Origin of the sequence: Rhizobium sp. Leaf311 (assembly GCF_001423445.1) — a bacterium.
GTDB lineage: Bacteria > Pseudomonadota > Alphaproteobacteria > Rhizobiales > Rhizobiaceae > Agrobacterium.
This window is the reverse complement of record NZ_LMNZ01000020.1, coordinates 398860-413198: the sequence shown is the minus strand read 5'-3', so window position 1 is coordinate 413198 and position 14339 is coordinate 398860. Positions and strand designations below refer to the sequence as shown.

The window sequence follows — 14339 nt, the reverse complement described above, 5'->3', positions numbered from 1 at the left end:
CACTTCCGGCGAACATGTTCGCTCCGGCGTGGAGCTTGTCGGTGAAACCGGTCGTGCGCTTGAGGTCATCGTTTCCGAGGTGCAGGAAATCAACCGCCACATTCATGCGATCGTTGAATCGTCGCGCGAACAGTCAGTCGGCCTTCAGGAAATCAACACTGCCGTTAACACCATGGATCAGGGCACGCAGCAGAACGCCGCCATGGTTGAGCAGTCGACAGCGGCCAGCCACAGCCTTGCTAAGGAAGCAGCATCGTTGAACCAGTTGCTGCAGCGTTTCAATCTCGGAAACGGTGAGAGCATGAGCCGCTCCATGCCTGCCGCCTCAGCGCCTAAGGCTGCCAGCAACCATTCTGCGCCAGCAGCGTCACCAGCCCGTGCGCTCGGCCGCAAGATCGCTAGCGCCTTCGGCGGCGGCTCATCGTCTGCGGCAGTCGCTCAGGATACGTGGGAAGAGTTCTAAGCTTTACCCTGAATCGGAGCGACAAGTCAGGCGCTTGAGGGCGCCCGGCCACTCATTTGGCAAAACATAAACTGAAGTGCAGAGGGCCGCAGCCATGCGGCCCTTTTCTCATTGAAGCGTGCTTTGCGCAAACATCCGGCATCGGCGGTCTGGCCAAGGTTATTTTCACGCACCCTTGCGGCGCGCCTCATCATATCAACCGACAAATCTTCCCGGAGATTGGCCGGTTTCCCGCTTGAACGCGGTTCTAAACGCTGCGTCAGAACTATATCCCAGCGACAGCGCGATCTCCGATAGCGGCTCGCGTCTCGCAATCAGACGATCGGAAGCCAATAGCATCCGCCATCGAAGAAGGTAGTCTATCGGCGATACCCCCGTTACGGTCTTGAAACGGTGAGCGAATTTGGATCGAGACATTCCTGCCCGTTCGGCAAGCAATGGCAAGGTCCAGTGCGCGCCGGGGTTTTCGTGCATGGCAATGACGGCAGGCGCGAGACGGGCATCTCCCAGCGCGAACAACCAGCCCGACACTCTGCCGCTGCCATGAGCCAGATAAAGCCTGAGAGCCTCTACGAGAAGAAGCTGAGCAAGATTCTGCAGTATCAGCGTCCCGCCGGGCCGTTTGGCCGTCAGTTCGCGCCGCATGCGGTCCAGCACCCATCGAAGTCCTTCCTTGTCCCATTCCTCCCGCAATCGGAAAATCGGCGGCATTGCGCCGAGCAGCATTGTGGTGTGGTCACCTGAGAAGGCGAAGTGACCGCCAAGAACCAAAGTATCTCCGCCGCCTTTTACGGTAGCAATGCCGCCGCGCCAGTCCATTTCCGAAAGCTCGGCTATGTCGATCGACTTGAACGCCAGGTTCTTTGCCAACCTGAAACGGCGCCCGCTCGGCAGCAGCACGCTATCCCCGCTCTTCAGCTGGATCGGCTCGGGGTGGCCCTCGATCTCAAGCCAGCATCGACCGGCGACCACGGCAAAGCATTTGATGCCATCGTGCATGTCGTACTGGATGGACCAGTCGCCGCCGAAATCGTAGCCGCCTGCGACGTACGTGCGTGCCTTGAGAAAGGACAGGATTTCGGAGAGGGGATCGCTCAGCATTTGGGGACAATCTCGGATAAACTAGGGATGAACGATTATAGATCGTCCCTTTGTCTAGCTGCTACCAATCTTCCTGTCATTTAGGAAGCTGAGGTTTGTAATGATAAAGATAGCAATCACGTTCAAGCGGAAACAGGGAATGAGCGTTGAGGAGTTTCGGGCATATCGCCGTGACGTTCACGCGCCAATCCTCTTCGCCATTCCCGAAGCAAAGCTCATCAAACGGTTCGTCGTCTCTTTTCCAACACATGCACCCAACTGGCCGGAACCAAGTTTTGACGCGCTGGTAGAGGCGTGGTTCGAAAAACTCGAAGATATCGACACGCTCTATTTCTGCGAAAATTTCCGCACGAAGGTCGATCGCGACCATATCAACTTCATTGATATATCGACGGCACAACGTATCATCTGCGAAGAACTTGTCGTTGTTTAACTGCCGATCCATCTAGGACTGCAGTCGGTCTATTGCGGCGGTGGCTGCGCCTTGCTCATCTATCGCCTCGTCACGCGGGAAGACGCCAATGCGAAAGCCACAGATCGACGTTACGATCCGTACAGACATCGACAATCTGCTGGAGCGCTCCGCCAAGCTATTTGCCTCAGGAGCGTTACAGTCGTCTCTCTCCGTTGCGCTGGAAGCTTGGGACCTGATACCGGAGCCTAAGGAGGCCTGGGATTATTACGGGCAGAGCCTGTCGGCAGGTTTTGTCGTGGACTATGCCGACCTCGGCGACAAAAAGAGTTGCCAGAAGTGGGTCGAAATCATGGCGCAGATGTACGATGACCCCAACCACGAAGATCATTATGTCCTAATGCAAGAGGGCGAAGCTATGTACAAACTCGGGGACTTGGAAAGGGCCTTTTACGTGTTTTCCCGCATTGAAGAATTGTATGGTCCACAAGGCTTCGAAGGTGAACAACGGGCCTATCTCGCCTTCATCGAGGAGCAACGCGTCAAACGGCCCACCAACGGCTCTCAAGGTGGCGAATGAACCCGGATCTTTCATGGCCTCTTTGGCATGTCCGCTTACCTCAACCTCACCACCACGCACTCGCCACCAACCCCCAACTGCTGCGCAAACGGTGCGCGCACGATCAGGCAATCTGACTGTGCCATGATATTCATCATGGAGGAATCCTGCTTCGTGAAGGCTTCGACCGTGGGTTTGCCGTCTTCCTGGCCAGTGATGCGGGCGCGAAGATAGTCCTGGCGCTGGTCGTTGGCCTTGAGCGTGGTAGCGGTTAAGGCGGTGGTTTCGCGTGACGTGGGTTTACGGTGGCTGAGTTTGTGGAGGAGGGGTTCCAGAAAAAGCAGACTGCAGACGAGGCTGGCGACCGGGTTGCCGGGTAGGCCAAGGACCTGCATGTTACCAATTGAACCGACCATCAGCGGCTTGCCGGGGCGCATGGCGATGCGCCAGAAATCCAGTTCCATTCCCTGTGCTTTGAGGGCTGCCTGGACCAGATCATGATCGCCGACCGATGCGCCGCCGAGCGTGACGAGGACGTCGGCTTTCGCGACGATGGCCTTGTCGATGGCTGCGCGGATGAGGGCTTCATCATCCACCACGATCCCGAGATCGAGGACTGTCGCGCCCGCCTTGCGCGCCAGTGCTGCCACGCCAAATGTGTTGGAGGCAATGATCTGCGCCGGATTGGGCGCGCCACCGGGGGGCACGAGTTCATCACCGGTGGCGAGAATGGCGACGAGGGGTTTGCGATAGACGGGCAGTGCGGCATGGTTCATGGCGGCGGCGAGCGTAATATCGGTAAAGGTAAGTTCCGTTCCGGCCTTGAGGACCGTTTCGCCTTCGACAAAGTCCTGTCCGCGTGGGCGAACATGTCGCCCCTTGGTGACTTGGAATGCGGTGCGGATTTGCCTGGCGCCCAGCACCTCGGCATCTTCCTGTATGATAACCGCGTCCGCCCCTTCAGGCACCGGCGCGCCCGTGAAGATACGCACGGCCTGACCTTCAGCCACACGCCCCTCAAAGGCGTGGCCAGCCGCTGATTCTCCAATGACTGTCAGAACGGAGCCGATCTGCGGCGCGTCGGTTGCCCTTAACGCGTAGCCATCCATTGCCGAGGAATGAAAGGGAGGCTGGGTGAGGCGGGCGTGGAGATCCTGCGCGAGTACACGCTGATCCGCAAGGTCCAGAGAGACCATGTCTACGTCTGTAACCGGTGTTGCGGCGTCTAGTAAACGCGCTTGCGCGTCCGCGACAGGTAGGAGGGGTTTCATGGCGTTTCCTCTTCCCGGGCCACGGGGTGAGCTTTATCCGCCACCAGCGCCGGACCCTTACACATTGGTCGGTTGTCTTACGCCTTGAAGTGCCCGGATTTGCCACCGGTCTTTTCAAGAAGGCGGATGGAGCTGATTTCCATACCCTTGTCGGCGGCCTTCGCCATATCGTAGATGGTCAGACACGCAACGGATACGGCTGTCAGTGCCTCCATTTCGACGCCGGTCTTGCCCGTCAATTTGACAGTGGCTTGCACGCGCAGGCCGGGCAGGGCGTCATCTTCGGTAATATCCACCGTAACCTTCGTCAGCATCAGGGGGTGGCAGAGCGGAATGAGATTTGCGGTCTGCTTTGCAGCCATGATCCCAGCGAGGCGGGCCGTGCCAATGATATCACCCTTCTTGGCATTGCCTTCGAGGATCAGCGCCAGCGTCTCCGGCTTCATCCTGACAAAACCTTCGGCCACCGCCACACGCGTCGTTTCTGCCTTGTCGCCAACATCGACCATATGCGCCTCGCCAGACGCGCCGATATGGGTGAGCTTCTGATCCGAGCTCATTCGGCAGCCAGACTATCGGTGCGACCTGTAAGCAGTGCGCGCGTGGCTGCGGTGACATCATCCTTACGCATCAGGCTTTCGCCGACAAGGAAGGTCGTGATGGCTGATTTTTGAAGGCGGATGCAATCATCATAGGTGAATATGCCGCTTTCACCCACCAGTAGCTTATCGGCAGGCACCATGGCAGCCAGTCGTTCACTGACATCGAGACTGACCTCGAATGTACGCAGATTGCGATTGTTGATGCCCAGCAGCGGGGAGGCGAGTTTCAGCGCCCGTTCGGTCTCTTCCTCGTCATGCACTTCCACCAGCACATCCATACCGAGAGCAAAGGCTTCGTCTTCCAGCCGCTTGGCCTCATCGTCGGAAAGCGATGCCATGATGAGCAGGATGCAATCAGCTCCCCAGGCGCGGGCTTCATGCACCTGATAAATATCGAACATGAAATCCTTGCGCAAAGCGGGCAGGGCGCAGGCATTGCGGGCAGCCGTCAGGAACTCCGGCGCACCCTGAAAGCTAGGCGTATCCGTCAGAACGGAAAGGCAGGCGGCACCACCCTCTTCATAGGCTTTTGCAAGCGACGGCGGGTCGAAATCAGAACGGATAAGACCCTTGGAAGGGCTCGCCTTCTTGATTTCGGCGATGAGCCCGAAGCTGCCTTCAGATTGGCGACGTTTCAAGGCGTTGTAAAAGCCGCGCGGCGCCGTCTGGTCCGCTGCGATGGCTTTCAGATCATCAAGCGAGACCCTGGCTTTCGCAGCCGCAATTTCTTCAAGCTTGTAGACTTCGATCTTTTTCAGAATGTCGCTCATGGCCTTGCCTTACTCTTCGTTCGAAACGGCAATCAGCCGGTCCAGGGCTGCTGCCGCTCTGCCTTCGTCCAGCGAGGCGCTTGCGATCTTCATACCATCGGCAAGCGTTTCGGCTTTGCCAGCGACGACCAGAGAGGCTGCCGCGTTGCAGAGTGAAACATCGCGATAGGGATTCCGGCGTCCGCCAAGGACCTCGCGCAAGGCCGCGGCATTGGTAACGCCGTCGCCTCCCTTGAGGTCATCGATTTTCACCGCTTCGACGCCAAAATCGGCAGGCGTTAACTCGAAGCTTCTGATCTTGCCACCCTCCAGCGCCGCAACCTGCGTCGTGCCCGTGGTGGTTATTTCGTCAAGCCCGTCACCATGGACAACCCAAACGCTTTCTGATCCAAGATCACGCAGCACTTCAGCCAGAGGAACGAGCCAGTGCGGGGCAAAGACGCCGAGCAACTGCTTCTTCACGCCAGCGGGGTTGGAAAGCGGGCCAAGGAGATTGAAGATCGTTCGTGTGCCAAGCTCGACCCGACTCGGGTTCACATGGCGCATGGAAGAGTGATGGCGCTGCGCGAACATGAAGCCGAGACCGGCTTCAGCAACGCAGCGGCTGATCAGTTCCGGCTCGATGTCGAGTTTGACGCCGAGCACAGAAAGCGCATCCGCCGTACCCGACTTTGAACTTAAGGCGCGGTTGCCATGTTTGGCGACGGGAACGCCGGCACCTGCCACAATAATGGAGGCGAGGGTCGAGATGTTGTAGGTGCCCAGCCCATCGCCGCCTGTGCCGACAATGTCCATGGCATCGGCGGGAGCGGTGACCGGCAACATGCGCGAGCGCATGGAAGAAACGGCGCCTGCGATTTCGTTGACCGTTTCTCCGCGAACGCGAAGCGCCATGAGAAAGCCGCCGACCTGCGATGGTGTTGCCTCACCGGACATCAGAATGTCGAATGCCTGCCGGGCTTCGTCCCGATCAAGACTTTCTCCATTGGCAACTTTCGCAATCAGCGGCTTTAGCTCGGCCATCTCGTCTCGTCCCCCGGAATGCGGCTTAGAATGCAGTCATGGCCTGGTCTGCCAGAGCCTGATTGATGGTCACACCATAATCATTCTGAAGACGGCTGACCATCTGATCAAGCATATCGTCACCGGCAGCCGTCGCCATAGCGGTCAACTGCTGGTCGTTGTTGTCCAGTGCGTCGGTTGAACCCGTGGTGTTGACCTCTGTGACCTTGAACAGAACGCGGCTGGAGCCTTCCGTATCAGGAGCCGTGCCGACCAGACCGTTTGCGCCTGCAAACACGGCGGCAACCGCCTGCTGGCCAAGCAATGCGTCTTCGCTGGTGCGGCGAAGGCCCATCTTGGTTTCAACAGCAAGACCCATTTCGCCCGCAATCGCAGCCAATGTCTCGCCTTTTTCAGCGCGTGCCTTGAGTTCGTCGGCCTTGGCGGCCAGCGCCGTGCGCTGCTGCTCGGCAGTCCAGTCTGCAACGACCTGGTCCTTGACTTCGCTCAGAGTGCGATCGCGCGGGGCTGTCACCTGCTGAAGATCGAACCAGACATAACCATCGCGGCCGATGTTGACCGCAGGGGCGTCGACGCCTTGCTCAGCCTTGAAGACTTCGGTCAGCAGAGCGGGGGTCGGCAGGCCTTCCACCGCATTGCCCTTGTCGTCTTCGCCATTGGCGTCGATGGCGTTGACGGTGACAGGCTTCAGCTTGAGCTGTGTTGCCGCGTCGGAGAGCGAAGATCCACCGCCGCGAAGATCCTCATAGCGGTCGTGAACATTGTTCAGCTCTTCAGCAGCTGCTGTCGTGGCAAGATTGGTGCGGATTTCCTCGCGCGCTTCATCGAGGGTCTTCATGCTCTCGTTCTTGATGCCGGTGACACGCAGGATGACCGGCCCAAAGGCACCATCGAGAACCTGCGACACGCCACCATCTTTCTGAATGGCGAAGGCTGCCTCGGCGACCGACGGGTCAGGAACCGTATCCTTGGTGAACTCACCCAGTGTTACATCTTCAGGGCGCTTGCCCTGATCCTTGACGACCTGATCATAGGTGGTCGTGCCCGCACGTATCTGGGCTGCTGCTGCCTCAGCCATTTCCTTGTCCGCGAATGTCAGCTGCTCAATCGTGCGGCGGCCTGCCGTGCGGAAGCTGTCCTTGTGACCGTCATAATAATCGGAAATCTGCTGATCGGTTATCGCGGCCTGGTCGGCAATATCGGAAGGCTCAAGCTTCACATAGGTGAACTTGCGATATTCCGGAGCGCGGTAATTGGCCTTGTTCTTTTCGAACCAGGCTGCCAACACATCATCGCCCGGGGCCTTCACAGGGTCGATATTCGCGTTGGACAGAAGCACATATTCGATTGAACGCTGTTCGTCGCGGTACTGCTTAAGAGCATTGACCAGCACCTGAGGTGGCGTGAAGCCATCGGAAATCGCGTCCACGATCTGGCCTCGGACGGCAACCTTGCTGCGCTCCTTTACATAGTCATCTTCATTGAAGCCAGCGCCGCGAAGCCTCTGGCTGAAGAGGGCGCGGTCGAACTGGCCGTTCGGAGACTTGAAGGCGGGGTCTTCCGCAATCAGCGTCGCCAGACGATCTTCTGAAAGCCCGAGATTCATTTCCGATGCAAGCTCATCCAGCGCTGCTCCTGCTGCCAGCTGGCTGAAAACCTGACGATCGATGCCGAATGCCTTCGCCTGTTCCGTGGTCAGACGCGTGCCGAACTGGCGGCCCACATCCGCCAGCTGCCTTTGATAGGCAAAGCGAAATTCATTCGGCGTAACCGTCTGGTCGCCCACTGTCATTACGGCGTGCGAATTCGTCGAGACCAGAGATGCGGAAACGCCCCACACGCCGAAGGAAACGACAAGAAGCAAAAGAAGGATCTTTGCCGCCAGAGTTCGAGAAGCACTTCTCAGGGAATCGAGCATCGTTATGCAAACCTCACAATATTCGCCCGTTACGCCGGGTCTGTGGGGCTTCCTTAAATCAATCCACTTTGAAATTGAAGGCTAAATTCAGGTTAAATAACGTGGCGGTTCAAACGATGGCGTGAGTTTCTTCACCTTCGGCTGAATGGGATGTTTCCCTGAGGCAAAAACAATAAAGCCGCCTTACTAGAGGCGGCTTCTGAAACCATCGACACTGAGGTCTGTGCAGCGCTGCGTCAGAACGCCTTGTTGCGCTCCATAGCAACGCGGAAATCCTCATCTTCTTTCCGGGATTCGGTGATGACCGAAACAACCGATGCCACGAACATGACGCTTATGAGTGCTGCAAGAAGTGTCAAGAAAGTAAGCATGGCGTAACTCCGAATGCGATGAGTATTTCACTCCCGCCAGATCAATAGTAATTCATATACTGCGTGCGGGACGTAAGCTGAGGAAATTCTGGGCCGTTCTGTTCAGGCTTTTGACCGTAAAGGCTGAACGTCATTGCTACCATTGCGATAACCAACATTGTCCAGGCTGTGCTGATAACGCCGATTTTCGCCGAAGTAGACTGTTTTTCTTTGATAAACATGTGTCCGTTCCTTTACTGCGATTTGAACGCGTGACTGGTGATCCGGTTCCGCGTTAATGTTAAAAATCGATTAGCATCGCGCCTCTGAAGCGTTGTTGAATGCTTCGTTCATCTGGCGTTCAGGAAATCGGCAGTTCACGTCAATCCATGAAAACATATTCGACGACGAAGGATGTCGCGATTGTCAGGACCATCATGAATACCAGCATTTCCGTCTCCGTTCGGCATGTCGCCGTCTGCGATGCGATGATGTATGAATAGACGGTGTGCGTTGAAGCTGTGCTGAATGGTGCATTCACCTCGTGTTCATGCGTGCTGCCTTGCCTTGCAGCCTCAGGTCTTGCGAAGACCGGCCTTCCATGACAAAAGGCGGCACAACCAACGTTAAGTATCGAGAGCGATATGACGATTGCCTTTTACCCCGGGTCTTTCGATCCGATGACGAACGGACATCTGGATGTCCTGATTCAGTCTTTGAACGTGGCATCAGAGGTTATCGTTGCGATCGGCATCCACCCGGGCAAGGCTCCGATGTTCACATTCGATGAGCGGGCAGAACTCATTCGCCGCTCGCTGCAGGATGTTTTGCCGGATGCAACTGGTCGCCTGCGAGTCGTTTCCTTTGCCAATCTGGTGGTAGATGCGGCACGGGAGCACGGCGCTTCGCTTCTGGTTCGCGGGCTGCGGGATGGCACCGATCTCGACTACGAAATGCAGATGGCCGGCATGAACAGACAAATGGCGGCCGATATTCAGACGGTTTTTCTACCCGCCGGCACGGCTTCCCGGCCCATTACCGCCACATTGGTTCGGCAGATCGCCGCAATGGGTGGAAATGTGGAGGCGTTCGTGCCGAAAGCCGTTCTTGAAGCCCTCAACAGCAAGCTGAAACAATAGTCTCAGCAATTATTCTGGAGCCAATCCAATGAAACTGCTTCGATTTGCCTTCGCTGGCGCCATGTTCGTCAGCGCCATTGCCGCCAGCACATTCGCATCTGCTGCCGAATTCCTGACCATTCAGTTGAAAGACGGTCCGGTTGTCATAGAGCTGATGCCTGATGTCGCGCCGAAGCATGTCGCACAGATCAAGACGCTGGCGCAGAAGGGTGCCTATGACAACGTGGCCTTCCACCGCGTCATTCCCGGCTTCATGGCGCAGACCGGCGATGTGCAGTACGGCAATATGAACAAGGGCTATACCGCCCAGCGCGCTGGTACGGGTGGATCCGACCTGCCTGACCTGCCTGCAGAATTCTCCAAGGTTCCGTTCGAACGTGGAACCGTGGGCATGGCGCGTTCGCAGAACCCGAATTCCGCCAATTCGCAATTCTTTATCATGTTCGATCAGGGCGCATTCCTGAACGGCCAGTACACCGTTGTCGGCAAGGTCGTTTCCGGCATGGAATTTGTTGACAAGATCAAGAAGGGCCAGGGCGGTAACGGCGAAGTTTCCGATCCTGACCGCATGGTCAAAGTCACTGTCGGCAAGAAGTAAACCGGGCGGACGAGCCCCAAAAAGGAGAGATATCATGGCCGAGATCAAAGATCCGGAAAACACCCTCATCATGGAAACAACGACCGGCAAGGTCGTCATCCAGCTTCTGCCTGAAGTGGCTCCCGGCCACGTTGCACGCATCAAGGAACTGGTTTCTGAACAGGCTTACGATGGCGTCGTGTTCCACCGCGTCATCTCCGATTTCATGGCGCAGACGGGCGACGTGAAGTTCGGCAAAAAGGGCTCCGAGAGCTTCAATCCTGCCCGTGCTGGCATGGGTGGCTCTGAAAAGCCGGACCTGCAGGCTGAGTTTTCTGCCATTCCGCACGTGCGTGGCACCTGCTCCATGGCCCGTTCGCAGAGCCCGAACTCGGCCAACTCGCAGTTCTTCATCTGCTTTACGGACAGCCCATGGCTGAACAAGCAGTACACTGTCTGGGGCCAGGTCATCGAAGGCATGGAAGCCATCGACAAGGTCAAGCGCGGTGAGCCTGTGAAGGATCCTGATTCCATCGTATCCATCCGGCTTGCTTCCGCAGCCTGAGCATAGGATAAGGACGTCGGGCCCGTCTCGCAGGCAACTGCGGGGCGGGTTTTGATATTTTCGAGAGCCCCAGAAATGCGTGTAGACCTGTTCGATTTCGACCTTCCTGAAGAAAATATTGCGCTCCGCCCGGCCAGTCCGCGCGATAGTGCACGCTTTCTCGTGGTCGATCCGAATGCAGAGCTGATGGCCGATCACCGTGTTTTCGAACTGCCCTCGTTCCTGAAGTCGGGCGATGCGCTTGTGTTCAATGATACGCGCGTGATTCCCGCGCAGCTGGAAGGCGTTCGGCTTCGCGAAGGGGCGCCTGAAACAGCGGTGTCTGCTACCTTGCATATGCGTGCCGACGCCAGCCGGTGGAAAGCTTTTGCGCGGCCCGGCAAGCGCATAAAGCAGGGTGACCGCATCCGCTTCGGATATGAGCGCGATAACGCCTGCGGCCTTGCATATCTGGAAGCGACGGTGGAGGAAAAAGGCGAGGAAGGCGAGATCACTCTTCTGTTCGATGTGAGTGGCCCGGTTCTGGATGAGGCCATCGCATCTGTCGGGCACATTCCGCTTCCGCCTTACATCGCCGCCAAGCGCCCTGAAGACGAACAGGACCAGACCGACTATCAGACCATCTATGCCCGCGAAAAAGGTGCCGTGGCTGCGCCGACCGCAGGTCTGCATTTCACGCCCGATCTTTTCGCGGCACTGGACAAGGCCGGGATCGAGCGACACTTCGTGACCTTGCATGTCGGTGCTGGCACGTTCCTTCCCGTCAAGGCCGATGACACGGAGGAGCACAAGATGCACCTCGAAATCGGCTATGTTTCGGAGGAGACAGCGGCCCGACTGAATGCCGTCAAAGCCCGGGGCGGACGCATTGTCTGCGTGGGCACGACATCGCTGCGCCTGATTGAAAGTGCAGCTGGCGATGACGGGCAGGTCATGCCCTGGTCCGGTCCAACCGGTATTTTCATTACGCCCGGCTACCGCTTCAAGGCGGTGGATGTGCTGATGACGAATTTTCACCTGCCGAAATCCACGCTGTTCATGCTGGTTTCGGCGTTCTGCGGACTGGAAACAATGCGCGCGGCCTATGCTCACGCCATCGCAACAGGCTACCGCTTCTATTCCTATGGCGACTCCAGCCTCCTTTTCCGGAAAAACTGATGCACGAGAACTTCACCTTTACCTTGAAAGCAACCAGTGGCGGCGCGCGCCTTGGGGAAGTCGCAATGCCGCGCGGCGTTATCCGCACACCGGCCTTCATGCCGGTCGGTACGGTCGGAACCGTCAAGGCCATGTATCTGGATCAGGTGCGGGAGCTGGGCGCTGATATTATTCTTGGCAACACCTATCACCTGATGCTGCGGCCCGGCCCGGAGCGCGTTCAACGACTCGGCGGACTGCACGAATTGATCCGCTGGCCACACCCCATCCTCACCGACAGCGGCGGCTTTCAGGTCATGTCGCTTTCCGGTCTGCGCAAGCTGGACGAAAAAGGTGTGACCTTCAAAAGCCACGTGGATGGCTCGTTACACCACATGTCACCGGAACGTTCGATCGAGATTCAGGGGATGCTCGATTCGGATATCCAGATGCAGCTCGATGAGTGCATAGCGCTGCCGGCCGAGCGCAAGGAAATCGAGCGCGCCATGGAAATGTCGCTGCGTTGGGCAGAGCGTTGCCGTGTGGCCTTTGGCGAGCAGCCCGGCAAGGCCATGTTCGGCATCGTGCAGGGTGGCGACCAGCCGGATCTTCGCATACGCTCGGCAGAAGGCCTGAAGCAGATGGACCTCAAGGGTTATGCCGTGGGCGGTCTGGCTGTGGGAGAGCCGCAGGAGGTGATGCTCGGCATGCTCGACATCACTCTGCCGGTACTACCAACGGAGAAGCCACGCTATCTCATGGGCGTGGGAACGCCTGACGACATTCTGAAGTCTGTCGCGCGCGGCATCGATATGTTCGACTGCGTCATGCCCACCCGCTCGGGACGCCACGGCCTAGCCTTTACCCGCCGCGGACGCGTGAACATCCGCAACGCCCGTCATGCCGAAGACATGCGGCCACTGGACGAGCAGTCCAATTGCCCGGCATCGCGCGATTATTCCCGCGCCTATCTGCATCATCTTGCCCGTTCAAACGAGGCGCTGGGTGGGATGCTGCTTTCCTGGCATAATCTGGCTCATTATCAGGAATTGATGCAGGGTATCCGCAAATCCATCGAAGAAGGTCGATTTGCGGATTTCTACGCCGAAACCATCGAGATGTGGGCAAAGGGCGATATCGATCCCATCTGACGCCTCGGGGACTGAATGGATTTGCTGAACGCGCCTTATGTGCTTTTTCGTGATGACACGACCGGTTCGGTGACGTTGTTTGCCGAGCCGGAAGACATTATCGTCGCGAAGGAGCCCGAGGAGTTTTTCCCGGCCCTTGCCCGAATGGAAAAAGCGCGTTCGGAGGGGAAATATCTTGCCGGATATATGTCCTACGAGGCTGGCTATCTGTTCGAGAAAAAGCTCACGCCGCGCGTTGGTCCTGTGCGTGATGTGCCCTTGTTGAATTTCGGCGTGTTTGCAGCGCCCGCTAAGGAGGCTGGAAGAGCAACGCCTTCTGTTGCACCTACAGGGACAGGAAATTTCCTGAGCGACTTCAAGCCCGGCTGGACGCTGGAGGAATACCGAACGTGCTTTGCAAGGCTACATCAGCATCTGCGGCAGGGCGATTGCTACCAGGCCAATCTGACGATGCCCATCGAGGCGCATTGGACCGGCGATATCCTTACCGCGTTCTGGTCGATGATTGAGCGGCAACCTGTGAAATATGGGGCGCTCGTCAATCTTGGCGGACCTGCGATCCTCTCACGCTCGCCGGAACTGTTCTTCGCGCTTAGCGATGGCTGGATCGAAACGCACCCTATGAAGGGGACGATCAGGCGAGGGGCGTCTCCGGCCCAGGATGCCGATCTCGTCGCGGGAATGTTGAGTGACGAAAAGACGCTCGCTGAAAACCGGATGATTGTCGACCTGTTGCGCAATGATGTTTCCCGCATTGCAGAAGTCGGCACGCTTGATGTGCCGAAGCTGTTCGAAATCGAAACCTACCCGACCGTCCATCAGATGGTCAGCCACGTGCGTGCACGGCTGCTGCCGGATTTGACAATCGCGGATATTTTCTCTGCACTGTTTCCCTGCGGATCGGTCACCGGCGCGCCGAAAATGCGGGCGATGGAAATTCTTCACGATCTCGAAGCTGGACCACGCAATGTCTATTGCGGTGCCATCGGCATGATTTCACCTGATGGTGACATGCGCTTTTCCGTGGCCATCCGCACGATCACCCTATTTGAAGGCGGCAAGGCAACATTCAACGTTGGCGGAGGTATTGTCTTCGATTCGACGGCTGACGCGGAATATGATGAGTGCCTGTTAAAGGCGAAGTTCGCGACAGGCGATGTGCGTCTGGGGTAAAGAAAACGACATCAGTATCGGAAGGCGAGGCGGCCGCGTCATTTAATGGCGGCTGAGGTCACAGCAATAAGCTTTGATTGAGTGGACAAACAAGTTCCGCCACACCTGCCTGCGCCCCCAACATGCGG

18 protein-coding genes are annotated in these 14339 nt (G+C 57.5%); 10 read left to right on the top strand and 8 right to left on the bottom strand.

What is annotated here, in order from left to right; translation table 11 throughout:
* The coding region (locus tag ASF69_RS18810; RefSeq protein ID WP_244475517.1) for a methyl-accepting chemotaxis protein at nucleotides 1–463 on the top strand (463 nt) is incomplete at its 5' end.
* 195 nt (nucleotides 464–658) lie between these two features.
* Here the strand turns inward: ASF69_RS18810 and ASF69_RS18805 are convergent.
* Entirely contained in the window at nucleotides 659–1564 is a 906-nt protein-coding gene (locus ASF69_RS18805) for an AraC family transcriptional regulator (protein ID WP_062589746.1), read from the bottom strand.
* A gap of 100 nt (nucleotides 1565–1664) precedes the next feature.
* Between ASF69_RS18805 and ASF69_RS18800 the strand changes: the two genes are divergently transcribed.
* Both ASF69_RS18800 and ASF69_RS18795 read left to right on the top strand, forming a co-directional pair.
* Nucleotides 1665–1997, top strand: a complete 333-nt coding sequence (locus ASF69_RS18800) for an EthD domain-containing protein (protein WP_062589745.1) — start codon at nucleotides 1665–1667, stop codon at nucleotides 1995–1997.
* A gap of 88 nt (nucleotides 1998–2085) precedes the next feature.
* Entirely contained in the window at nucleotides 2086–2556 is a 471-nt protein-coding gene (locus ASF69_RS18795; protein ID WP_062589744.1) for a hypothetical protein, read from the top strand.
* 35 nt (nucleotides 2557–2591) lie between these two features.
* Here ASF69_RS18795 and glp read toward each other — a convergent pair whose 3' ends face one another.
* The 7 genes from glp to ASF69_RS18765 form a co-directional block, all read right to left on the bottom strand.
* Entirely contained in the window at nucleotides 2592–3806 is a 1215-nt protein-coding gene (gene glp, locus ASF69_RS18790; protein ID WP_062589742.1) for a gephyrin-like molybdotransferase Glp, read from the bottom strand.
* Nucleotides 3807–3883: 77 nt separating this feature from the next.
* Entirely contained in the window at nucleotides 3884–4366 is a 483-nt protein-coding gene (gene moaC / locus ASF69_RS18785) for a cyclic pyranopterin monophosphate synthase MoaC (protein WP_062589741.1), read from the bottom strand.
* On the bottom strand, nucleotides 4363–5178 hold the full coding sequence (gene trpC, locus ASF69_RS18780) for an indole-3-glycerol phosphate synthase TrpC (RefSeq protein ID WP_062589740.1): 816 nt from the start codon (nucleotides 5176–5178) through the stop codon (nucleotides 4363–4365). The genes moaC and trpC overlap by 4 nt, the downstream gene beginning before the upstream one ends.
* Before the next feature lie 9 nt (nucleotides 5179–5187).
* On the bottom strand, nucleotides 5188–6201 hold the full coding sequence (gene trpD / locus ASF69_RS18775; RefSeq protein ID WP_062589739.1) for an anthranilate phosphoribosyltransferase: 1014 nt from the start codon (nucleotides 6199–6201) through the stop codon (nucleotides 5188–5190).
* A gap of 25 nt (nucleotides 6202–6226) precedes the next feature.
* The gene (locus ASF69_RS18770; RefSeq protein WP_062589738.1) at nucleotides 6227–8119 is read right to left on the bottom strand and encodes a peptidylprolyl isomerase; all 1893 of its coding nucleotides are present in this window, start codon (nucleotides 8117–8119) and stop codon (nucleotides 6227–6229) included.
* A gap of 236 nt (nucleotides 8120–8355) precedes the next feature.
* Nucleotides 8356–8490 (bottom strand): hypothetical protein, encoded by a 135-nt coding sequence (locus tag ASF69_RS23775; RefSeq protein ID WP_280136393.1) that lies wholly within the window; start codon nucleotides 8488–8490, stop codon nucleotides 8356–8358.
* Nucleotides 8491–8531: 41 nt separating this feature from the next.
* Nucleotides 8532–8711, bottom strand: coding sequence for a hypothetical protein (locus tag ASF69_RS18765; protein WP_062589737.1), 180 nt, complete (start codon nucleotides 8709–8711; stop codon nucleotides 8532–8534).
* Between the two features lie 99 nt (nucleotides 8712–8810).
* On the opposite strand from ASF69_RS18765, the gene ASF69_RS23175 reads away from it, so the two are divergent.
* From ASF69_RS23175 to ASF69_RS18735, 7 genes are all read left to right on the top strand, one after another.
* Entirely contained in the window at nucleotides 8811–8972 is a 162-nt protein-coding gene (locus ASF69_RS23175; RefSeq protein ID WP_156462114.1) for a hypothetical protein, read from the top strand.
* A gap of 141 nt (nucleotides 8973–9113) precedes the next feature.
* Nucleotides 9114–9608 (top strand): pantetheine-phosphate adenylyltransferase, encoded by a 495-nt coding sequence (gene coaD / locus ASF69_RS18760; protein WP_062589736.1) that lies wholly within the window; start codon nucleotides 9114–9116, stop codon nucleotides 9606–9608.
* Nucleotides 9609–9636: 28 nt separating this feature from the next.
* On the top strand, nucleotides 9637–10206 hold the full coding sequence (locus ASF69_RS18755) for a peptidylprolyl isomerase (RefSeq protein ID WP_062589735.1): 570 nt from the start codon (nucleotides 9637–9639) through the stop codon (nucleotides 10204–10206).
* Between the two features lie 34 nt (nucleotides 10207–10240).
* Nucleotides 10241–10750: a peptidylprolyl isomerase gene (locus ASF69_RS18750; protein ID WP_062589734.1), complete on the top strand. Its 510-nt coding sequence runs from the start codon at nucleotides 10241–10243 to the stop codon at nucleotides 10748–10750.
* A 75-nt stretch (nucleotides 10751–10825) separates the two neighbouring features.
* Nucleotides 10826–11908, top strand: coding sequence for a tRNA preQ1(34) S-adenosylmethionine ribosyltransferase-isomerase QueA (gene queA / locus ASF69_RS18745; protein WP_062589733.1), 1083 nt, complete (start codon nucleotides 10826–10828; stop codon nucleotides 11906–11908).
* Nucleotides 11908–13038, top strand: coding sequence for a tRNA guanosine(34) transglycosylase Tgt (gene tgt / locus ASF69_RS18740; RefSeq protein WP_062589732.1), 1131 nt, complete (start codon nucleotides 11908–11910; stop codon nucleotides 13036–13038). Before queA ends, tgt begins: the two co-directional genes overlap by 1 nt.
* A 21-nt stretch (nucleotides 13039–13059) precedes the next feature.
* On the top strand, nucleotides 13060–14211 hold the full coding sequence (locus ASF69_RS18735) for an aminodeoxychorismate synthase component I (RefSeq protein ID WP_062589910.1): 1152 nt from the start codon (nucleotides 13060–13062) through the stop codon (nucleotides 14209–14211).
* The last annotated feature ends 128 nt before the right edge of the window (nucleotides 14212–14339 follow it).

Bases quoted from the DNA above. Each gene is read 5' to 3' on its own strand.
- ASF69_RS18805 (WP_062589746.1), bottom strand. From the start codon at position 1,564: ATGCTGAGCGATCCCCTCTCCGAAATCCTGTCCTTTCTCAAGGCACGC.
- ASF69_RS18800 (WP_062589745.1), top strand. From the start codon at position 1,665: ATGATAAAGATAGCAATCACGTTCAAGCGGAAACAGGGAATGAGCGTT.
- ASF69_RS18795 (WP_062589744.1), top strand. From the start codon at position 2,086: ATGCGAAAGCCACAGATCGACGTTACGATCCGTACAGACATCGACAAT.
- glp (WP_062589742.1), bottom strand. From the start codon at position 3,806: ATGAAACCCCTCCTACCTGTCGCGGACGCGCAAGCGCGTTTACTAGAC.
- moaC (WP_062589741.1), bottom strand. From the start codon at position 4,366: ATGAGCTCGGATCAGAAGCTCACCCATATCGGCGCGTCTGGCGAGGCG.
- trpC (WP_062589740.1), bottom strand. From the start codon at position 5,178: ATGAGCGACATTCTGAAAAAGATCGAAGTCTACAAGCTTGAAGAAATT.
- trpD (WP_062589739.1), bottom strand. From the start codon at position 6,201: ATGGCCGAGCTAAAGCCGCTGATTGCGAAAGTTGCCAATGGAGAAAGT.
- ASF69_RS18770 (WP_062589738.1), bottom strand. From the start codon at position 8,119: ATGCTCGATTCCCTGAGAAGTGCTTCTCGAACTCTGGCGGCAAAGATC.
- ASF69_RS23775 (WP_280136393.1), bottom strand. From the start codon at position 8,490: ATGCTTACTTTCTTGACACTTCTTGCAGCACTCATAAGCGTCATGTTC.
- ASF69_RS18765 (WP_062589737.1), bottom strand. From the start codon at position 8,711: ATGTTTATCAAAGAAAAACAGTCTACTTCGGCGAAAATCGGCGTTATC.
- ASF69_RS23175 (WP_156462114.1), top strand. From the start codon at position 8,811: ATGCTTCGTTCATCTGGCGTTCAGGAAATCGGCAGTTCACGTCAATCC.
- coaD (WP_062589736.1), top strand. From the start codon at position 9,114: ATGACGATTGCCTTTTACCCCGGGTCTTTCGATCCGATGACGAACGGA.
- ASF69_RS18755 (WP_062589735.1), top strand. From the start codon at position 9,637: ATGAAACTGCTTCGATTTGCCTTCGCTGGCGCCATGTTCGTCAGCGCC.
- ASF69_RS18750 (WP_062589734.1), top strand. From the start codon at position 10,241: ATGGCCGAGATCAAAGATCCGGAAAACACCCTCATCATGGAAACAACG.
- queA (WP_062589733.1), top strand. From the start codon at position 10,826: ATGCGTGTAGACCTGTTCGATTTCGACCTTCCTGAAGAAAATATTGCG.
- tgt (WP_062589732.1), top strand. From the start codon at position 11,908: ATGCACGAGAACTTCACCTTTACCTTGAAAGCAACCAGTGGCGGCGCG.